Source organism: Nocardioides sp. SLBN-35 (genome assembly GCF_006715725.1).
Classification (GTDB): domain Bacteria; phylum Actinomycetota; class Actinomycetes; order Propionibacteriales; family Nocardioidaceae; genus Nocardioides.
In genome coordinates, this window is record NZ_VFNU01000001.1 from 4,387,412 (window position 1) to 4,406,009 (window position 18,598).

Annotated in this window: 19 protein-coding genes and 1 riboswitch; of the genes, 5 read left to right on the forward strand and 14 right to left on the reverse strand. The window is 71.8% G+C overall.

Annotation, left to right across the window (positions count from 1 at the left end):
• Positions 1 to 37 precede the first annotated feature (37 nt).
• Positions 38 to 694, reverse strand: coding sequence for a response regulator transcription factor (locus tag FBY23_RS21215; protein WP_141799955.1), 657 nt, complete (start codon positions 692 to 694; stop codon positions 38 to 40).
• Positions 691 to 1,830 carry a sensor histidine kinase gene (locus FBY23_RS21220; protein WP_141799956.1) on the reverse strand — a complete coding sequence of 380 codons (1,140 nt, stop codon included), beginning with the start codon at positions 1,828 to 1,830 and terminating at the stop codon, positions 691 to 693. Before FBY23_RS21220 ends, FBY23_RS21215 begins: the two co-directional genes overlap by 4 nt.
• A gap of 163 nt (positions 1,831 to 1,993) precedes the next feature.
• Here FBY23_RS21220 and FBY23_RS21225 point away from each other — a divergent pair, with 163 nt between their 5' ends.
• Positions 1,994 to 2,422: a DUF6326 family protein gene (locus FBY23_RS21225; protein WP_141799957.1), complete on the forward strand. Its 429-nt coding sequence runs from the start codon at positions 1,994 to 1,996 to the stop codon at positions 2,420 to 2,422.
• 88 nt (positions 2,423 to 2,510) lie between these two features.
• Here FBY23_RS21225 and groL read toward each other — a convergent pair whose 3' ends face one another.
• From groL to FBY23_RS21240, 3 genes are all read right to left on the reverse strand, one after another.
• Positions 2,511 to 4,139 (reverse strand): chaperonin GroEL, encoded by a 1,629-nt coding sequence (gene groL / locus FBY23_RS21230; RefSeq protein WP_141799958.1) that lies wholly within the window; start codon positions 4,137 to 4,139, stop codon positions 2,511 to 2,513.
• 102 nt (positions 4,140 to 4,241) lie between these two features.
• Positions 4,242 to 5,099 carry a RimK family alpha-L-glutamate ligase gene (locus tag FBY23_RS21235; RefSeq protein ID WP_141799959.1) on the reverse strand — a complete coding sequence of 286 codons (858 nt, stop codon included), beginning with the start codon at positions 5,097 to 5,099 and terminating at the stop codon, positions 4,242 to 4,244.
• A gap of 39 nt (positions 5,100 to 5,138) precedes the next feature.
• A complete protein-coding gene (locus tag FBY23_RS21240) occupies positions 5,139 to 6,725 on the reverse strand; it encodes a hypothetical protein (protein ID WP_141799960.1) in 1,587 nt (528 codons plus the stop codon).
• A gap of 104 nt (positions 6,726 to 6,829) precedes the next feature.
• On the opposite strand from FBY23_RS21240, the gene FBY23_RS21245 reads away from it, so the two are divergent.
• Positions 6,830 to 8,089 (forward strand): PQQ-binding-like beta-propeller repeat protein, encoded by a 1,260-nt coding sequence (locus FBY23_RS21245; RefSeq protein WP_141799961.1) that lies wholly within the window; start codon positions 6,830 to 6,832, stop codon positions 8,087 to 8,089.
• A 17-nt stretch (positions 8,090 to 8,106) separates the two neighbouring features.
• Here FBY23_RS21245 and FBY23_RS21250 read toward each other — a convergent pair whose 3' ends face one another.
• Positions 8,107 to 8,949, reverse strand: coding sequence for an SGNH/GDSL hydrolase family protein (locus tag FBY23_RS21250; protein ID WP_141799962.1), 843 nt, complete (start codon positions 8,947 to 8,949; stop codon positions 8,107 to 8,109).
• 86 nt (positions 8,950 to 9,035) lie between these two features.
• Here FBY23_RS21250 and FBY23_RS21255 point away from each other — a divergent pair, with 86 nt between their 5' ends.
• Positions 9,036 to 9,710 (forward strand): hypothetical protein, encoded by a 675-nt coding sequence (locus tag FBY23_RS21255; RefSeq protein ID WP_141799963.1) that lies wholly within the window; start codon positions 9,036 to 9,038, stop codon positions 9,708 to 9,710.
• A 2-nt stretch (positions 9,711 to 9,712) separates the two neighbouring features.
• Here FBY23_RS21255 and FBY23_RS21260 read toward each other — a convergent pair whose 3' ends face one another.
• Positions 9,713 to 10,180 (reverse strand): OsmC family protein, encoded by a 468-nt coding sequence (locus tag FBY23_RS21260; protein WP_141799964.1) that lies wholly within the window; start codon positions 10,178 to 10,180, stop codon positions 9,713 to 9,715.
• Between the two features lie 48 nt (positions 10,181 to 10,228).
• Here FBY23_RS21260 and FBY23_RS21265 point away from each other — a divergent pair, with 48 nt between their 5' ends.
• Complete coding sequence (locus FBY23_RS21265) at positions 10,229 to 11,818, forward strand: acyl-CoA synthetase (protein WP_141799965.1); 1,590 nt, start codon at positions 10,229 to 10,231, stop codon at positions 11,816 to 11,818.
• A gap of 75 nt (positions 11,819 to 11,893) precedes the next feature.
• On the opposite strand, the gene FBY23_RS21270 is transcribed toward FBY23_RS21265, so the two are convergent.
• The 5 genes from FBY23_RS21270 to FBY23_RS21290 all read right to left on the reverse strand — a co-directional run bounded on the left by FBY23_RS21270 (position 11,894) and on the right by FBY23_RS21290 (position 15,530).
• Positions 11,894 to 12,172, reverse strand: a complete 279-nt coding sequence (locus tag FBY23_RS21270) for a MoaD/ThiS family protein (protein WP_141799966.1) — start codon at positions 12,170 to 12,172, stop codon at positions 11,894 to 11,896.
• Positions 12,173 to 12,218: 46 nt separating this feature from the next.
• A complete protein-coding gene (thrC, locus tag FBY23_RS21275; RefSeq protein WP_141799967.1) occupies positions 12,219 to 13,499 on the reverse strand; it encodes a threonine synthase in 1,281 nt (426 codons plus the stop codon).
• Positions 13,500 to 13,509: 10 nt separating this feature from the next.
• Positions 13,510 to 13,655, reverse strand: a riboswitch (SAM riboswitch).
• A 78-nt stretch (positions 13,656 to 13,733) separates the two neighbouring features.
• Positions 13,734 to 14,585 carry a trehalose-phosphatase gene (gene otsB / locus FBY23_RS21280; RefSeq protein WP_141799968.1) on the reverse strand — a complete coding sequence of 284 codons (852 nt, stop codon included), beginning with the start codon at positions 14,583 to 14,585 and terminating at the stop codon, positions 13,734 to 13,736.
• Positions 14,586 to 14,662: 77 nt separating this feature from the next.
• Positions 14,663 to 15,202 (reverse strand): LytR C-terminal domain-containing protein, encoded by a 540-nt coding sequence (locus FBY23_RS21285; protein WP_141799969.1) that lies wholly within the window; start codon positions 15,200 to 15,202, stop codon positions 14,663 to 14,665.
• Between the two features lie 31 nt (positions 15,203 to 15,233).
• Positions 15,234 to 15,530 (reverse strand): DUF3263 domain-containing protein, encoded by a 297-nt coding sequence (locus FBY23_RS21290; protein WP_141799970.1) that lies wholly within the window; start codon positions 15,528 to 15,530, stop codon positions 15,234 to 15,236.
• A 115-nt stretch (positions 15,531 to 15,645) separates the two neighbouring features.
• Between FBY23_RS21290 and FBY23_RS21295 the strand changes: the two genes are divergently transcribed.
• The gene (locus tag FBY23_RS21295) at positions 15,646 to 16,656 is read left to right on the forward strand and encodes a Gfo/Idh/MocA family protein (RefSeq protein WP_141799971.1); all 1,011 of its coding nucleotides are present in this window, start codon (positions 15,646 to 15,648) and stop codon (positions 16,654 to 16,656) included.
• Here the strand turns inward: FBY23_RS21295 and FBY23_RS21300 are convergent.
• The gene (locus FBY23_RS21300; RefSeq protein ID WP_141799972.1) at positions 16,641 to 17,300 is read right to left on the reverse strand and encodes a response regulator transcription factor; all 660 of its coding nucleotides are present in this window, start codon (positions 17,298 to 17,300) and stop codon (positions 16,641 to 16,643) included. The two genes, FBY23_RS21295 and FBY23_RS21300, sit on opposite strands and share 16 nt — an antisense overlap.
• 10 nt (positions 17,301 to 17,310) lie before the next feature.
• Complete coding sequence (locus FBY23_RS21305; RefSeq protein WP_160158322.1) at positions 17,311 to 18,591, reverse strand: sensor histidine kinase; 1,281 nt, start codon at positions 18,589 to 18,591, stop codon at positions 17,311 to 17,313.
• Positions 18,592 to 18,598: the final 7 nt, after the last annotated feature.

The window sequence follows — 18,598 nt, forward strand, 5'->3', positions numbered from 1 at the left end:
GCTCAAGATCCGCGCTGCGGTCCGCATCCAGACCTCACTAGTCGGCGCGGACCCGTCGGGTGTCGTACGCCCACATCGCGATCTCGACGCGGTTGCGGGCACCGAGCTTGGCCATCAACGAGGCGACGTGGGTCTTGACCGTGCTCAGGCCGACGAAGAGCTCGGTGGCGATCTCGGCGTTGGTCCGGCCCCGCGCGACCAGGGCGAGCACCTCCTCCTCGCGCTCGGTCAGCGGATCGATGGGTTGGACCGGTGTCGCCGGCGCCTGGTCGGCGAAGGTGGACAGCAGGCGACGGGTGATGTTGGGGGCGATCAGCGCGTCGCCCTCGGCCGCGGCGTGGATCGCCTGGACCAGGAGCGCCGGTCCGGCGTCCTTGAGCAGGAAGCCGCGGGCGCCGGCGCGCAGGGAGCCGAGCACGTACTCGTCGAGGTCGAAGGTGGTGATCACCACGACCGCCATCGGGTCCGGCACGTCCGGGCCCGCCAGGCGCCGCGTCACCTCGACGCCGTCGAGGCCGGGCATCCGGATGTCGACGAGGAGTACGTCGGGACGCAGCCGGGTCGCGACGTCCAGCGCTGCGAGCCCGTCCGCCGCCTCCCCCACGACCTCGATGCCGGGTTGCGCGCCCAGGATCATCACCAGCCCGGTCCGGACCAGGTCCTGGTCGTCGGCCACCACGACGCGGATGGTCATGCCAGTCCCTCCGCCGGCAGCACGGCCTCGACGACCCAACCGCCCTCCGGCCCGGGGCCCGCGGAGAGCGAGCCGCCGAGGAGCTGGGCGCGTTCGGCCATGCCCTGCAGGCCGTACCCGGGCGCCGGGGCCGACCCCGGCTCGTTCCGGCCGTCGTCGCTGACCCGCAGCCGCACCGTGTCGCCCTCCCGGCGTACGTCGATGCCGACCCGGGTGGCGCCGCGCGCATGGCGTACGGCGTTGGTCAGCGACTCCTGCGCGAGCCGGTAGAGCGCGGCGTCCACGGGTGGCGCCAACAGGCTCAACGACCCGTCCAGCGAGACCTCGACGGTCGGCTTCGCATCGGCGCGCTCCAGGGCAGGCAGGTCCGCGACGCCTCGCTGCGGCGAGTACGCGACGGACTCCTGCTCGCGCAGCACCTTCACCATGGACCTCATCTCCGCCAGGGTCCGCGACGCCTCGGACTCGATCGCCGCGAGGACCTCGACGGCCTTCTCGGGCTGGACGCCGGCGACCACGCCGCCGGCCTGCGCCTGCACCGCGATGGCCGAGACGTGGTGGGCCACGATGTCGTGGAGCTCGCGCGCCAGTGCGACCCTCTCGTGGTTGCGGATCTCGCGCTCCTGGCGGTGCCGGAGGTCCGCGCGGTAGCGGAACACCGCCGCCAGGGCGACGCACAACAGCAGCAGGACGCTCCCGCCGAAGACCTGGGACCAGCTCGCGGACGTGGCGTACATGCCCAGGGCGGCGACGACGGCCACGAACGCCGTCCCCCACGCGGTCTCCCGGCCCGAGCCCCACCGCACCAGGGAGTAGAGCAGGACCAGGACTGCGAGCATGGAGTCGAGGCCGAGGGACCCGTTGTGGGCGGTCAGCTGGAGGACCGAGAGCAGCCCGGCGACGCCCCACCCGGCCACGGCGGCCACCAGCGGGTGGCTGCGCCGCCAGAGCAGGGCGGGTGCCAGCGCGAGCGCGAGCACCGTCACCAGCGGTCGCCACGCCAGATCCGGCCGAAGGACGCCCTCGATCAGTACGGCGACCGCGAACCCGCCCGCCAGCAGCCGGTCGGGGCGACCGACGGGCGCGGCGTCGGCAGGCCGCGGCTCGTCGAGGACGGAGCGCCGGACGGTGACCACGGCTCCAGCCTAGGGATCGGCGCGCCCCGGCATACCCGCCGAAAGTACGAGACGCGCAGCATGCCTTCGGCCAGGGGTTCCGCGGCCTCCCGGCCGATGCCGCCCGCCGCCGTACCCAGCCATCGTGGACCGACCGATCCACAGCACGACAACGGAGCCCCCGATGAGCGAACGTCACCCCACCCCACTGCAGGACCAGCCGATCCCCGTGCGAGCCAAGCTCGCCGCCGCGTGGACGAGCCTCATGTTCCTCTACGCCTACGTGGACATCCTCAACTTCTTCACACCCGGCGTCGTGGAGGACATCCTCGACGGCCGGGTCTTCGAGTTCGACCTGTCACAGGCCTTCTCGACCACCGCGCTCGCCATGATGGCCGTCCCGATCCTCATGATCACGCTGTCGACGACGCTGCCCGCCCCGGCCGGCCGCCTCGCGAACCTCGTCGTCGCCACGCTCTACGTCCCCGTCACGGCGTTTAACCTGGCGGGCGAGTCCTGGCTGGCCTTCTACGGGCTCGGCGTCGCGCTGGAGCTGGCGCTGCTCGCCCTCGTCGTACGGCTCGCCTGGACCTGGCCCCGCGAGCAGGACTGAGCCACGCGATGCTCGACCGAGCATGAAAAAGCCCCAGGGCCCCCGCCGAAGCGGAGGCCCTGGGGGTGGTGCGGTGGAGCGGCGGGACTCAGAAGTCCATGCCGCCCATGCCACCGGTCGGGTCGCCGGCAGCGGCGGCCTTCTCCGGCTTGTCGGCCACGACGGCCTCGGTGGTGAGGAACAGCGCGGCGATCGACGCGGCGTTCTGCAGCGCCGAGCGGGTGACCTTGGCCGGGTCGATGATGCCCTCGCCCAGCAGGTCGACGTACTCGCCCGTGGCAGCGTTGAGGCCCTGGCCGGCGGGGAGGTTGGCGACCTTCTCCGCGACGACGCCGCCCTCGAGGCCGGCGTTGATCGCGATCTGCTTCAGCGGGGCGGACAGCGCAACCTTGACGATGTTGGCACCGGTGGCCTCGTCACCCTCGAGCTCGAGCTTGTCGAACGCGTTGGCACCGGCCTGCACGAGCGCGACGCCACCACCGGGGAGGATGCCCTCCTCGACGGCCGCCTTCGCGTTGCGGACGGCGTCCTCGATGCGGTGCTTGCGCTCCTTGAGCTCGACCTCGGTGGCCGCGCCGACCTTGATGACGGCCACGCCGCCGGCCAGCTTGGCGAGGCGCTCCTGGAGCTTCTCGCGGTCGTAGTCGGAGTCCGACTTCTCGATCTCGGCGCGGATCTGGTTGACCCGGCCCTCGATCTGGGCCGCGTCGCCGGCACCCTCGACGATGGTGGTCTCGTCCTTGGTGATGACGACCTTGCGGGCCTGGCCGAGCAGCTCGAGACCCGCGGTCTCCAGCTTGAGGCCGACCTCCTCGGAGATGACCTGGCCGCCGGTGAGGATCGCGATGTCCTGCAGCATGGCCTTGCGGCGGTCGCCGAAGCCCGGGGCCTTGACCGCGACGGACTTGAAGGTGCCGCGGATCTTGTTGACGACCAGGGTCGACAGCGCCTCGCCGTCGACGTCCTCGGCGAGGATGACGAGCGGCTTGCCCGACTGCATGACCTTCTCCAGCAGCGGCAGCAGGTCCTTGACGTTGCTGATCTTGCTGTTGGCGATGAGCACGTAGGCGTCCTCGAGGACGGTCTCCATGCGCTCCGGGTCGGTGACGAAGTACGCCGAGATGTAGCCCTTGTCGAAGCGCATGCCCTCGGTGAGCTCGAGGTCGATACCGAAGGTGTTCGACTCCTCGACCGTGATCACGCCCTCCTTGCCGACCTTGTCCATCGCCTCAGCGATGGCGTCACCGACGGTGGCGTCGCCACCGGCGGAGATGGTGGCGGTGGCAGCGATCTGCTCGCGGGTCTCGACGTCCTTGGCCATGCCGAGCAGCTGCTCGGAGACGGCCGAGACGGCGGCCTCGATGCCGCGCTTGAGACCCATCGGGTTCGCGCCGGCGGCAACGTTGCGCAGGCCCTCGCGGACCAGTGCCTGGGCGAGGACGGTCGCGGTCGTCGTACCGTCACCGGCGACGTCGTCCGTCTTCTTGGCGACCTCCTTGACCAGCTCGGCGCCGATCTTCTCGTAGGGGTCCTCGAGCTCGATCTCCTTGGCGATGGAGACACCGTCGTTGGTGATCGTGGGGGCGCCCCACTTCTTCTCCAGCACGACGTTGCGGCCCTTGGGGCCCAGGGTGACCTTGACGGCGTCCGCGAGCGTGTTCATGCCACGCTCGAGACCGCGGCGGGCCTCCTCGTTGAAAGCAATCAGCTTCGACATAACTCCTGCGATTCCTTCGCGATGTCCGTTGTCACTCTCAAGGCGAGAGTGCCAGCATCATGTTTAGCACTCGACCATGGCGAGTGCAAGGAGAAGGGGTGGTCAGGAGCGCGCGAGACGCCCCGCGACGACGGTCGCGAAGCGGTCGGCGTTGGCCGGGTCGACGTCGAGGTACAGGCCCGGCTCGATCAGCTCCAGCTCACTGACCGCCCAGGCGCCGTCCCGGACCATCAGGTCGACCCGGGCATAGGCGAGGTCGGCTCCCAGCAGCGTTGCAGCCGCCCGCACCGCGCCCTCCGCGACCGCCGCCCGGTCCGGGGCCAGGGCGACGGGCCGGCTCGAGCCGCCGTACAGCTCGTGGACCCGCACCTCCCCCGTCGCCGCGACCTTGTCGACCTGCGCCACGGCGCGCCCGTCGAAGACGTAGACCGACGACTCCCCGGTCGTCCGCACCGACTCCACGAGCGGCTGGGCGATCCACGGCCCGGCGACCAGTCCCTCGAGCCGCGGGTCGTCGGTGCGCTCGGCCACCACGACGCCCACGCCGCCCGCGCCGGTGCGCGGCTTCACGACCACGCTCCCCCAACGGGCCAGGGCCTTCGCCAACCCACCGGCACAGTCAGTGTCGTCGATGAGCATCGTCGGCACCGTCGCCACCAGCTCCGCGAGGTCGAGCAGATAGGCCTTGTCGGCGTTCCAGGCGAACACCTCGGCACCGTTGAGCAGCGGCGTCACCGCCTCGAGCTCCCGCGCCCAGACGAGGAACGAAGGCAGCCGGCGGTGGTAGTCCCAGGTCGAGCGGACTGCGACCAGGTCGGCCGCGGCCCAGTCGACCGCCGGGTCGTCCCAGCACACCCAGCGGCTCTCGATCCCGCGCTCGGCGAGCGCGGCGGCCAGCGCGGCACCTCCCGGCTCGCCGTCGGGCAGCAGGTCGAAGGTGGCGAGGAGGACGGTGGCCATGGCCCCAACGTTAGGAGGCAGGCGCCAGCGATGCCCGGCTCAGTGCGGGTGACCCTCGTTGCTCGGGTTCGTGTCGCCCGTGTCGGGCGACTCGGCCGATTCCTGCTGCTCGGGCGCCGCGGGAAGATCGACACCCACCGGGTGCTTGTCGCGCCAGTCAGCCGAGTCGACGACCTCCTGACGGTGCTCGCGGAGCAGGCCGGCGACGGTCTGGTCGGTGTGGTCGAAGAGCTTGCCGATGTCGTCGAGGGTCTCTCCCGCGTCGACGAGGTCGTGCGAGGTCCGCAGCAGGACGTTCTCCAGCGTCTCGGCGACGGCGTTGTAGATCGGCCACGGCCCGGTCGGGACCATTCCCTGGTGGTCGCGTGTCCAGGGGCCGGCTCCCACCGCAAGGTGCTTGGCCGCCGTCTTCACGTGGCCCGCGACGGCCGGCATCTTCTGGGTGCCGATCCGGTGCAGCTTCTGCGGGTAGATCTCGAGCAGGTTGCGCTGGACCAGGTTGTTGCCCGTCGGGTCGGTCTCCCGGATGATCCGTGGCGGGCCGAGCCGGAAGGGCGAGCTCGCTGCGCCGACGGCCTCCTCGACCGACGTGAGGGCCTGGTAGCTGTCCGACTCGACACCGTAGATCTTGTCGTCGAGCTCGTTGAGCGCGCCGACGATGTTGTCGAGCACGACCTGCGGGTCGGCCGAGCCCATCGGCGGCAGCTCCGCGTTGTCGTCACCGTCGTCCGTGGGCCAGAACTGCGCGAGCAGGCCGTTGATGGTGGCGACCGGGCCGATGACCGCCGCGGCCGCACCTTCGGTCACGACCAGGGATGCGGCTGCCGTGAGCGTGCCGACGACCGTGAAGACGAAGGATGCCACTCCGTTGTCACCACCGGACTCCTCACGCCCGGCACCACCCATCGCCTCGAACCCGGCGATGGCGATGGACAGCACGTCGGCGCGGGTCCGGGTCCACAGCTCCTTCTGCGCGGCGATCGCGAGCTTCAGGTGAGCAGCGACCTCGAACTGCGCCGCGTTCACGCCGGCGTAGTCGTTGACATAGTTCTCGTAGAACGTGTCGACCGCGGTGGAGCCGCCCGAGAGCATCGACCCCAGCTGACCGACGATGTCGTCCATCAGGTTGGGGATCGGCCCGACGCCCTTGAAGTTCTTGATGTTGCTGCCCGAGCCACCCTCACTCGTCCCCCCGGAGGAGATCCCGGGGCACAGCTCGGTGAGCGCCGTGTCGAGCCGGGCCAGCTGGGGCGTGAAGCCATCGGGCTCGGGCAGGATCCGCCACGGAGCGAACACGCTGCGGACCGCGGTGATCCAGGGCAGGTAGACCTTCTGGTACGGGTTGAACTCGAAGACCTCGTTGTTCTCGTCGTAGGCGCCCCAAGCCGGGGAGAGCTCGACCTTGACGTCGCCGGTGTCCCCGTCCTGCCAGCTCCGGATCCGGTCACCAGGGGTGATGAAGTAGCCGACCCGGGTGAACTCGAAGAGTGGGCCCAGGTTCGGGTCGCAGTTCGGGTCCTGCACGGGAATCGACAGGTAGCCGTTGCGTTCCATGTCGGCCCGGATCGCCAAGCTGATGATGGCGTTGACCCAACCGTCAAGGCGACCGACGTAGTAGTCCGACACACTTACCTCCCAAGATCGACGAGCAGACAGTCCCCCACGCCCACCGACGACAAACCGCGCCGTCCAAGCGTTTCTCGCCGGGCTCCTGCGGGAACGTGCTGGCCGTGACGACGCGACGGCTCCTGCTCGCCGGCCTCGTCGTCACGGTTGCGGGAGCGCTGCTCGCTCTGGCGGTCGTCGCCACGACAGACCACGGGTGGCGGGTGCCGGACTCCGCCGGTTCGTACGTCGGCACCGTCGGCTCCGTGGTCGTCACGGTCTCGCCGTCCCAGGTCAACGGCTGGGATCTCGCGTCCGGCGAGCGCCGATGGCGGTGGCGATCAGGCACCCGGAGCGCCTCCGACGCCCTCCGGGTGGGCGAGCGGGTGGTGCTCCGTACCGGCGAGGACCTCGTCGCGCTCGACGGCGACTCCGGTCGCGAGCGGTGGCGCGTCGCCCTGCCGGTGGGGCTCGACCCGGTGACGGCCGACGGTGACGTCCTGGTCCTCACCCGCCGCGACGGCACCGGCAGCCGCGCGCTCGACGTCACCGACGGGCACACCGTCTGGGAGATGCCCGGTCGGGCCGGGGTCAGCAGCCAGGCCGAGGAGCTGGTGTCGTCCGTGCGGTCCTACGGGTCGCCGTACGTCGTCGTGGCCGGCGCGGACGCCGGAGTCTCCCGACTGCAGGTCGTCCAGGTGCGCACAGGCGTCGTCGCCCGGTCGGTCCCGGGCGCTGCCGAGTTCACCCTCCAGGGCAATCACCTGCTCACCCGGTCGCTCGTCCTGCAGAAGGACCCACGCCGCTACGAGTTCGGACCGTGGCAGGGCTACGAGGTCGAGAGCACCGCCGCGCCCTGGTCCGCGCCGGTCGACGTGACGTCGCCGTGGGTCGGCGGGGGACCGAGTCCGGCCCAGTCGGACGCGGTGATCGACGGGCTCCAGGTGCCGGACCGGCGCTGGCTCGCCCTGGACACGGACACCGGCGAGATCGGGACCCTGAGGCCACCGCGGGGCTGGCGGTGGGCCGGCGCACCCGAGCAGGCCGCCTTCGACACCGTGGAGCCGGGCACCGTCCTCGTCACCCGGGGCGAGGCCGCCGGCGTCTGGCAGATCGGTGAGCGGAGCGTCACCTCGCTGCCCGACGCCGAGCGACGCCTGGCAGCCTTCGCGGGGCCGGGCGTCTACGCACAGCTCGTGCGCGCCGGGCGCCGGATCGGCGGCACCCTCACGCGCATCGACCTGGTGCGGGACGGCGAGGTCCACTCGCTGACCGTCGACCTCGAGCCGACCGACCACCTCCGGCTGGTCGTCCTCGACGAGACCGTGGCCGTGCTCGACCGTGGGCGGCTGGCACTTGTCGTCCCCGTCGCGGACTTCGGCTGAGCCGGACCCCGGGACCGTCAGCGTGCGGCGTCGGAGGACCGCGGTGCCCGGTGACCGAACGGCACCCGCTCCGCGTGCCCCAGCGCCAGCAGCACCGATGGCAGGAGCGCCTTGGCTGTGCGCTTGTAGCCCAGGGCGCTGGGGTGGAACCGGTCCAGGCTGAACATCTCGTCGGGATTGGTGATGAAGAACGGTCCGACGACGTGGGCGAGCGAGACGGCGTGCGCCCCGTTGCGTACGGCGACATCGGCCTGCGCGGCGGCGAGCTGGCGTGACATCCGCGAGCCGAGCGAGCGCAGCGGTTGCGGGACCGGCCGGAGCGCACCGAGGTCCGGGCAGGTGCCGACGACGACCTCGGTCCCCTGCTCGCGCAGCCGGGACACGGCCTCCTCCAGCTGGGCCGCCGACGTCGCCACGGGCACCCGGTGGGTCACGTCGTTGCCGCCGATCACGATGACGGCGACGTCGGCGTGGTAGCCGGCCGGCAGCCCGTCGAGCTGCCCGGCCAGCGCCGAGCTCTCCGAGCCCACGATCGCGGCGGTCCGCAGCGCGACCGGCCGGCGCAGCTCGCCGGCCAGGCCGCGGGCGACGCGGGCGCCGAGGGTGTCCTTGGCACGCTCGGCCCCCAGGCCGGCCGCGATCGAGTCGCCGAGGACCAGCAGGTGCAGCGGCGGGCCGTCGTACGACTTGCGCTTCCAGACCTTGTCCGCCGGGATCGCCTGCTCCCCGAGCGGCTTCCCGATCCGGGCGCGGGCGACGGCGGCCTGACGCCGAAGCAGCTCGCGCCCGCCACCGGTCGTCACGCCGATCCCGGCGAGGGCGACGCCGGCGGCGACGAGGGTGGTTCGGGTACGGCTCATGGCTGCTTTGAACCAGACCGGCCTGAACGGATCGTGGCTTCGCGGTTTCGCCCCGGTGTCGGGCATCTCGCACCTACGATCCCCGCATGCTCTCGCGCCTGTCGCTCGCCCTCGCCTGTGCCGTGCTGCTCGCCGGGTGCGGCGGGGAGCCCGTGGCCGAGGAGGACAAGATCCTGATCCCGTCGACGTCCTCCCCGCTGGGGCCCTCCCACGGCGGGACGGGCGCGGCGTCGCCGGAGGCGAAGCCGAAGAAGGAGAAGCAGAGGAAGGCGAATGTGGTCCTCGCCCCGCAGGCCGGCATCCGGTTCACCGCTCCGGCGGGCTGGGCACCGTGGACAGCCGAGGACCTTGCGGGCACCGCACGCAGCTCCGAGCTCCAGGGACTGCTGGACCGGATGGGGATGACCCGCGAGCAGTTCGCACGCTCGCTCGACGACTTCGACGCGTTCCTCGTCGGCTTCGCCGGCAACCTCAACGTCTCCACGGTCGGCACCGGCAGCGCCCTGCCGTCCGAGGCCGAGATGCGCGCGCAGTACGGGGCGGTCACCTCGTCCATCGACGACGTCGAGGACGTCGACACGGCCGCCGGCCCGGGCCGTGTCATCCACTACACGATCACCGTCGGCACCCGAGTGCAGTACGGCGCCTCCCTGATGCTCCTCACCGGCGGCCGGTTCGCGAACCTGACGATCACCACGGCCGACGCGGACGAGAGCAGGTCCCGGATGAGCGATCTCCTGCCGACGATCCGCCGGTCCTGACCTCAGTCCGCGACGAGCACCGTCGGCTCGTGCGCGACCGGGAAGTTGACCGACGCCGCGATGAAGCAGTTCGCGCTCGCCTCGCCGTGGATCTCCCGCGCGGTCGCGGCCATCGAGGCGTCGGCGACGGTGACCCGGGGACGCAGCGTGACCGAGGTGAAGCGTCCACCCTGCCCCACCTGCGCCATCGTGCCGACCGGGCTGTCGTCGTACGCGACCACGACGACGCCGTGGTTGACCGCGGAGTGGAGGTACGACAGCAGGTGGCACTGCGCCAGCGCGGCGAGGAGGAGCTCCTCGGGGTTCCAGCGGCCGGCGTCACCGCGGAAGGTCGGATCGGCGGAGCCGAGCAGGTCGGGCTTGCCGGCCGCGGTGAGGAGGACGTCGCGGTCGTAGTCCCGGTAGCCGGACGTGCCGGTGCCGCGGTTGCCCTGCCAGACCAGGTCGAGCGCATAGCTGTGATCGGTCACCGGACCATTCTGTAGCGAGAACTTGTTCTAGTTTGGCACTCTTCTCCTGTGACCCCCACCACAGAGACCACCGCGCGCCCGATCAACCTCGCCGACGTGCTCGAGGCGATGGCCGACGCGCTGCCCGACCGGGCGGCCGTGCACACCGGCGACCGGGTGTGGACCTTCGCGGAGATCGACGAGCGCGCGACGCGCCTGGCCAACCACCTGGTGGACCTCGGGATCCAGCCGGGCGAGCACGTCGCGGTGCACTCGACCAACCGGATCGAGTGGGTCGACGCGCTCTACGGCTGCCTCAAGGCCCGGGCCGTGCCGATCAACATCAACTACAAGTACCTCCGCGACGAGCTGGCCTACCTGTACGGCAACGCCGACTGCGTCGCGACCATCGTCGCGCCGGAATACGTCGACGCGGTGGCCGAGCTCGACCTGCCGACGCTGCGACACACGATCGTCCTCGGGGACGAGTACGACGCCACGCTGGCCGCGTCCTCCCCCGAGCGGAAGGTCACCGGCCGTAGCGCCGATGACCACTACGTGCTCTACACCGGCGGCACGACCGGCTACCCCAAGGGCGTCGTGTGGCGCAACGAGGACCTGATCCGCGCCGCACTCAACGCCGCGCGGTACGGCGCACCGCTGGACTCGATCGAGCAGCTCGTCGCCGAGGCGAGCGCCGCCGAGAGCCCGATGGTGCTGCTCGCCTGCGGCCCGATGATGCACGGCGGCAGCCAGTGGATCCTCGGCAACGCGCACGTCGCCGGCCAGACCGTGGCGCTCTACACCGAGCCGCACTTCGACGCGGCGTCGATCCTCGACCTCGTCCAGACCGCGAAGGTCGTCTCGCTGACCTTCCTCGGCGACGCGATGGGCCGCCCGGTCGCCGAGGCGATCCTCGCCGAGCCCGACCGGTGGGACCTGTCCAGCCTGGCCGCGGTGTCCAACGGCGCCGCTCCCCTGTCCGACGGCGTGCGCGAGGAGATCCGCCGCGCGCTGCCCGGCCGGTTCATCCTCGACTCCTACGGCTCCTCCGAGTCCGGCGCCGCCGGGTCCCGGATGGACGACGGCACCGACGGCGGCCAGAGTGCCCCGCGGTTCACCGTGACCGACCAGGTCGAGGTCTTCGACACCGAGTTCAAGCCGTGCCCGGTCGGCGTCGACGGGATGCTCGGCCGCTCCGGCCCGGTGCCGCTCGGCTACTACAAGGACCCGGTCAAGACGGCCGCCACGTTCAAGGAGATCGACGGCGTGCGCTGGGCGATCCCGGGCGACTTCGCGCGCCGCGAGGAGGACGGCTCGGTCACGGTCCTGGGCCGCGGCTCGGTGTGCATCAACACCGGCGGCGAGAAGGTCCACCCCGAGGAGGTCGAGGCGGTGCTGCTGCGCCACGACGACATCTTCGACGCGGTCGTGGTCGGCACCCCGCACGAGCGCTGGGGCCAGCAGGTCACCGCACTGGTGCAGCGCCGCGAGGGCTCGACCCTGACCGAGGACGACGTCCGCGACCACTGCCGCGCGCTCATCTCCAACTACAAGGTGCCGAAGACGATCCTGTTCATCGACGAGGTGCCGCGCACCCCGGTCAGCAAGGTCGACTACCCGGCCAGCACGGCCCTGGCGGCCCAGCTTCTCGGCTGAGTCGCGCACCGCACCCCATGCGAATTGGTCGGCAATTCCGCCGTACGGCGACCAAATCGCATGGGGCGCGGTCGTTCAGCAGCCGCCGGCGACCGCGGGGATCACCGAGACCTCGGCGCCGTCGGGCGTCGGGGTGTCGAGCTCCTGCTCGAAGCGCACGTCGTCGTTGTTGACGTAGACGTTGACGAAGCGGCGCAGCTTGCCGTCCTCGTCGAGGATCCGGCCCTTGATGCCCGCGTAGTTGGCGTCGAGGTCGTCGAGGATCTCGGAGAGCTTGGCGCCGGTGGCGCTGACCTCGGACTCACCACCGGTGTAGGTGCGGAGGATGGTGGGGATCCGGACGCTGACTGCCATGGGGGCTCTCCTGGTCTGCTGGTGAGGGGGTGGGCCGGAGCCGGTCTCAGAGACCGGTCTCCTTGAAGGCCTTGTAGCTGGGGGCGATGGTCGCCGCCGCGCCGACCTGGCCGGAGACCGCGTCGAGGGTCTTGAGGCCGTGGCCGGTGTTGATGATGACCGTCTCGAGGCTGGGGTCGAGCTGGCCGGTCTCGACGAGCTTCTTGGTGACCGCGGTCGTCGTACCGCCGGCGGTCTCGGTGAAGATCCCCTCGGTGCGGGCGAGCAGCACGATGCCCTCGCGGATCTCCTCATCGGTGACCTCCTCGACGGCGCCGCCGGTGCGGCGGGCGATGTCGAGGACGTAGATGCCGTCGGCGGGGTTGCCGATGGCCAGGCTCTTCGCGATGGTGTCGGGCTTGACCGGGCGGATCGCGTCGACCCCGGCCTTGTAGGCGGTCGCGACCGGGCCACAGCCGGTGGCCTGGGCGCCGAAGATCCGGTAGGGCTTGTCCTCCACGAGGCCGAGCTTGATCAGCTCCTGGAAGGACTTGTCGACCTTGGTCAGCTGGGAGCCGGACGCGACCGGGATGACGACCTGGTCCGGAAGCCGCCAGCCGAGCTGCTCGGCGATCTCGTAGCCCAGGGTCTTGGAGCCCTCGGCGTAGTAGGGCCGCACGTTGACGTTGACGAACGCCCAGCCCTCCTCCTCGCCGGCGATCTCGGAGGCGAGCTTGTTGACGTCGTCGTAGTTGCCGTCGACGGCGACCAGGTTCTCGGTGAAGATCGCCGAGTTGACCTGCTTGGGCTGCTCGAGGTTGCTGGGGATGAACACGACGGTCTTGATCCCGGCACGGGCGCCGGCAGCGGCCACCGCGTTGGCGAGGTTGCCGGTCGAGGGGCAGGCGAAGACGGTCGAGCCGAGCTCGCGAGCGGCGCTGAGCGCGCAGGCGACGACGCGGTCCTTGAAGGAGTTCGTCGGGTTGGTGGAGTCGTCCTTGACCCAGAGCTTGTCGATGCCGAGCTCGGCGGCCAGGTTCTTCGCGTCGAGCAGCCGGGTGAAGCCGGGCTCGGTGTTGGGGCTGGTCTCGATGTCGCTCGGGACCGGCAGCAGCGCCTTGTAGCGCCAGATGTTGCGGGGGCCGGCTTCGATCTCCTCGCGGGTGATCGCCGGGAAGTCGTAGGAGATCTCCAGCGGCCCGAAGCACTCCGGGCAGGCGTAGAACGGGCCCAGGTCGACCCGGTGGCCGCACTCACGACAGGAGAGGGCGGTGGCGTTGCCGAACGCGCCCTCGCGCAGGCCGGGCTTCGTCTCGGTCGTCTCGACCTCGGTCACAACGGCGCTCATGGATTCCTCCTTCTCATCTGTCCCGGCGACTCTCGCGCGGGTCGGATTTGGCACCGTTTCCGCGACGTCGGATCCCTGCGAGCAGGTGTCCGACGGGAGTTCGCGGCGGTTGCCGGGACTTCTCAGGGCCGTTCCCTCAGTCCCTCTGGATGAGCACGCACAGCCTAGGGGCGATCCACCACCGACACCCAATCGAGATCCCGGATACCGAGACTGACGTCCGGAATATGAGACTCAAGAAGTACGACGCGCCGCGCGCGCGTCGGTCGCGAGCTGCCGGAGCAGGTCGAGCACGCCGGCAGGACCATGCACGACGACGTCGGAGAGCGCGACCAGGGCACTCTGCTCGTCGGACGCCGAGCACACCCGCAGGGTGGCCAGGCCGCGGTCGCCGAGCTCCTCGACGGCCTCGAACGCCTCGACGTCGCCGAGGTCGTCGCCGGCGAACAGGAAGCCGTCGGCCTCGAGCACCGCGGCCAGGCGGTGCACGACCATGCCCTTGTGGGAGCCGGCCGAGCGCACCTCGATCACCGACTTGCCGGGCTCGAGGACCAGCCCGTGCCGGTCGGCGAGCTCGCGCAGCGAGGGCAGCAGCCGGTCGAAGGCCTCCTCGGAGTCCGGCAGGCGCCGGGTGTGGACCGCGACCGCGAGCCCCTTGTCCTCGACGAACGCGTCGGCGGCGCCGGCGCTGCGCAGCGCGCGCGGCAGGTCGCGCTCGAAGGTCGCCAGGCCGCGCGGGGGGCGGGCTCCCTTGATGCGGCGGTGGCTCGAGCTCCAGCGCTCGTTGCCGTACTGGCCGAAAACGAACAGCTCCTTGCCGGCCGCCTCGAGGGCGTCGCCGACCTCCTCCAGCCCCCCGAGGTCGAGCGCCTGGCGCGCGGGTCGCCCGGTGATCACCGCGATCGCGGCGACCTCCTCGGCCAGCGCCGTCAGCACCGCCGGCGCGTCCGGGTGGATGTGCGCCTGGGCGGGGTCGTCGACGATCGGTGACAGGGTGCCGTCGAAGTCCAGGCCGACGACGGTCCGCGACGCGACGCGCACCAGGGCGTCGTACCGCTGCTGGCCGGGAACCGACGTGAACCTCACGCACCCCATCCCATCACGTCGCCCGCGATCGCGGATGACGGGTGGGTGAACCTTCAATCGGGTGGGGCCGGATCGGATCAGTCCAGCTCGCCGGTCAAGATGACCGTGAGGTTCGTGTCGCTCATGTCGCTGTCGGTGTCGGCGGGCAGCACCCGGGCGATGCCCAGGTCGAGCGCGAGCTGCTGGGCGACCGCCTTCTTGCCCTTCGGGAAGTAGACGCTGGTGGCGGGGACGGTGCCGTACCAGTTGTCGGCGGCCGCGACCTTCCAGCCGGCGGCCTTCACCTTCTCCGCGACCCGGCCGGCCAGGCCGCGGATCGCGGTGTTGTTGAAGACCACGACCGAGTGGTCACCGCGTACGACCGGCGGCGGGGCGGGCTTGTCCTCGGTAGGCGTCGCGGTCGGCTCGGTGCCGGCATCACCGGGCTCGTCGGTGGCGGTCGGGGTGGCGGCCGCCTTGGTGGCGGAGATGTCGCGCTCGGCCGGGCCGTCGCCGCGGGTCGCGACGAAGGCGATGGCCGCGAGGACCACGGCGACGATGCTGAGCAGCACCACGGGCGAGGGCAGGACGGCGCCGCGCTCGTCTCGGGTGCGAGTGGGCCAGGTGGGGAAGGTCATGGCCGCCTCTCCGGGTAGCTGGGCTGGTGGGTCAGATCTCGAAGCCCAGGCGCCGCGCGGACCGCTGCCGCTGACGCTGCGAGCGCAGGCGCCGCAGGCGACGCACGAGCAGCGGGTCGGCCTCGAGGGCCTCGGGGCGGTCGATCAGCGCGTTGAGCACCTGGTAGTAGCGGGTCGCGCTCATGTCGAACTGCTCGCGCACGGCGCTCTCCTTGGCGCCGGCGTACTTCCACCACTGGCGCTCGAAGGCGAGGATGTCGACGTCACGCTTGCTGAGGCCAGCGGGAGCGGCGGCGTCGGCGGCCTGGGGGCTGCGCTCGGCGTTCATGCGGTCTCCTCGACGCTCGGGGCGGTTGCGACAACTCTTCGCGAGTAACTGTAACCCGCGAATCACAACCATGTCATTCGGCCGCGCCGGACGCACCCACCCTAGGCTCAGGCGCATGAGCGGCACCTCGGACCCCGTCGGCTGGGGCATCCTCGCCACCGGCAAGATCGCCCGCTCCTTCGCGGCCGACCTGGCCCTGGTCCCCGGCGCGCGACTCGCGGCCGTGGGCTCCCGGAGCGAGGGGTCCGCGCGGGCCTTCGCGAGTGAGTACGGCGACAGCGGCACCCGCGCCCACGGCAGCTACGAGGCGCTCGTGGCCGACCCCGAGGTCGAGGTCGTCTACGTCGCGACGCCGCACTCGCTCCACCTCGACGGCGCCCGCGCCGCGTTCGCAGCGGGCAGGCACGTGTTGTGCGAGAAGCCGCTGACCCTGCGCACCTCCGACGCCGAGGAGATGGTGCGCCTGGCGACCGGGCACGATCGGTTCCTGATGGAGGCGATGTGGACCGCGTGCCACCCGGTGGTCCGACAGCTCGGGGGCGAGCTGGCGAGTGGCCGCTTCGGCACGCCGCACCACCTGGCGGCCGAGCTCGGCTTCCGGGTCGACGCCGGACCGACCGACCGGATGCTCGCCCCGGAGCTCGGCGGTGGGGCGCTGCTCGACATGGGGATCTACCCGCTGACCTTCGCCCACCTGATGCTCGGCGAGGCCGAGGAGCTGCGCGGGGTGGGCACGGTCGACGGGAGCGGGGTCGACCTCGACGTCGCCATCGCCGGGCGCTATCCCGGAGGCGTGGTCGCCACCCTGCACGCGTCGATGACGTCGTGGTCGACGCGCGCCGCGTCGATCGCCACCGACCTCGGCCGGGTGGAGCTGCAGGGCGACTTCCACCACCCCACGTCCGCTGTGTTCACGCCGGTCGGTCACCCCGACCAGCAGGTCGTGCTCACCGGGGACGAGCCCGTGATCGGTCGCGGCTACGGCAACGAGATCGTCGAGGTCGACCGCTGCGTGCGCGCCGGGCTGCGGGAGAGCCCGCTGGTCCCCCACGCGCAGACGCTCACGATCCTGCGCCAGATGGACGCGCTGCGCGCCGACCTGGGGATCCGCTATCCCGGCGACTGAGAGTCGGCGCGCAGGAAGCGCACCACGGCCAGCACCCGGCGGTGGGACTGGTCGTCGTCGGGGCTGAGCCCGAGCTTCGCGAAGATCCGTTGGGTGTGCTTCTCGACCGCCGCCAACGAGACGACCAGGGCCTCGGCGACGGCGGCGTTGGAGCGGCCCTCGGCCATCAGTGCGAGCACCTCCCGCTCGCGCGGGGTCAGCGCGGCCAGCGGGTCGCGCTGCCGGCCCATCAGGTGCTTGACGACCACGGGGTCGAGCACCGTCCCGCCCTCGGCGACCGTACCGAGGGCGTCGAGGAACTCCCCGACCTCGCTGACCCGGTCCTTGAGCAGGTAGCCGACGCCGCCCTCTCCGGTGGCGAGCAGCTCGTCGGCGTACGACGCGACGACGTACTGCGACAGCACCAGGACCCGCGCCTGTGGCCAGGCCCGCCGGCAGGCCACGGCGGCCCGCAGCCCCTCGTCGGTGTGGCTGGGCGGCATCCGGACGTCGGCTATCGCCAGGTCCGGGCGCTGCTCGAGGACCGCGTCGACCAGCGCCGGTCCGTCGCCGACGGCCGCCACGACCTCGTGCCCGGCCTCGGCGAGCAGCAGCTGGAGTCCCTCGCGCAGCAGCACGGAGTCGTCGGCGACCACGATCCTCACGCCGCCATCCTCACCGCAGCGGTACCTGCGCGCGCAGCCGGGTCGGGCCGCCCACCGGCGAGGCCACGAACAGCGCGCCGTCGACACCGGCCAGGCGCTCACGGAGGCCGGCCAGTCCGTGACCGGGTACGTCGGCCGCCCCACCGCAGCCGTTGTCGTCGACGGTGACCTCCAGCCGGCCCTCGACGACGGCGAGGGCGAGGTCGGCACGGTCCGCGCCGCTGTGCTTGACCACATTGCTCAGCGCCTCGGCCGCGACGAAGTAGGCGGCCGTCTCGACCGCCAGCGGCAGCTCCGGGGGGACGTCTGCCGTGACCTGCACCGGGATCGGCTGGCCGTCGGCCATCTCGGCGACGGCGGCGGCCAGGCCGCGGTCGACCAGCAGCGGCGGGGCGATCCCCCGCGACAGCGCCCGCAGCTCCTCGACCGCCTCACGGGTCTGGGCCACCGCAGCGTCGAGCGTGCGAGCGGCCGTGGCGGGGTCGTCGGCCAGCTGCACCCGGGCCCGGCCCAGGTCCATGCCGAGCCGGATCAGCCGCTGCTGCGGGCCGTCGTGGATGTCGCGCTCGAGCTTGCGCAGGGACCCGGCCTCGGCCCGGTGCGCCGACTCGCGACTCTCCTCGACGTGCGCCACCCGGCCCTGCAGCTCGGCGCGGCTGGTCAGCAGCACCGATGCGAGGCTGGCGTGCACGAGGGCCGCGAACCTCATCGCGAACGGCAGCGTCACCAGCGCGAGGAGCCCGATCCCGGAGATCAGGCCGATGTCGGCGACGCGGCTGTCGCCGAGCCCGATCAGGTCGGCGAGGCTCTGCGCATCGCTGTCGTCACGCGGGATGTACCGCTCCCAGAACCAGTACGACAGCCCGCCGAGGACCGAGGCCCACCAGGTGATCGCGACAGAGAAGGCGACCGTCGCGGTGATCCAGCCGACCAGCGACCACACCACGTCCAGCCAGGACTGCGGGTCCCGCAGCGGGGTCAGCGACCGGCGCCAGAAGCCGTCGCCGCCGTGCGCCCGGAGGTACGTCGGCTCCGGCACCGGCCGGCCCGCGAGCACCGCGAGCCGGCGGCGTTCCACGAAGGCGAACCCGCGGGCGGCGTACGTCCCGACCACGAGGACGAACACGCCACCGACCACGACGGCCAGCCCGAGCCCCGCGGACACGAAGGCGATCACCACGACGAGGGCGGCCAGGGCTACCGGCAGCGCCGTGAAGGCGTAGCCGGTGTCGCGCAGCCACCGCTTCATCAGCGGTTGCGCGGGCGGGGGCAGCACCAGGGTCTCGGTCATGGGTCCA

Excerpts from the sequence above, each read along its gene's own strand:
- FBY23_RS21215 (WP_141799955.1), bottom strand. The coding sequence starts at position 694 with ATGACCATCCGCGTCGTGGTGGCCGACGACCAGGACCTGGTCCGGACC.
- FBY23_RS21225 (WP_141799957.1), top strand. The coding sequence starts at position 1,994 with ATGAGCGAACGTCACCCCACCCCACTGCAGGACCAGCCGATCCCCGTG.
- groL (WP_141799958.1), bottom strand. The coding sequence starts at position 4,139 with ATGTCGAAGCTGATTGCTTTCAACGAGGAGGCCCGCCGCGGTCTCGAG.
- FBY23_RS21235 (WP_141799959.1), bottom strand. The coding sequence starts at position 5,099 with ATGGCCACCGTCCTCCTCGCCACCTTCGACCTGCTGCCCGACGGCGAG.
- FBY23_RS21250 (WP_141799962.1), bottom strand. The coding sequence starts at position 8,949 with ATGAGCCGTACCCGAACCACCCTCGTCGCCGCCGGCGTCGCCCTCGCC.
- FBY23_RS21255 (WP_141799963.1), top strand. The coding sequence starts at position 9,036 with ATGCTCTCGCGCCTGTCGCTCGCCCTCGCCTGTGCCGTGCTGCTCGCC.
- FBY23_RS21270 (WP_141799966.1), bottom strand. The coding sequence starts at position 12,172 with ATGGCAGTCAGCGTCCGGATCCCCACCATCCTCCGCACCTACACCGGT.
- thrC (WP_141799967.1), bottom strand. The coding sequence starts at position 13,499 with ATGAGCGCCGTTGTGACCGAGGTCGAGACGACCGAGACGAAGCCCGGC.
- FBY23_RS21285 (WP_141799969.1), bottom strand. The coding sequence starts at position 15,202 with ATGACCTTCCCCACCTGGCCCACTCGCACCCGAGACGAGCGCGGCGCC.
- FBY23_RS21290 (WP_141799970.1), bottom strand. The coding sequence starts at position 15,530 with ATGAACGCCGAGCGCAGCCCCCAGGCCGCCGACGCCGCCGCTCCCGCT.
- FBY23_RS21295 (WP_141799971.1), top strand. The coding sequence starts at position 15,646 with ATGAGCGGCACCTCGGACCCCGTCGGCTGGGGCATCCTCGCCACCGGC.
- FBY23_RS21305 (WP_160158322.1), bottom strand. The coding sequence starts at position 18,591 with ATGACCGAGACCCTGGTGCTGCCCCCGCCCGCGCAACCGCTGATGAAG.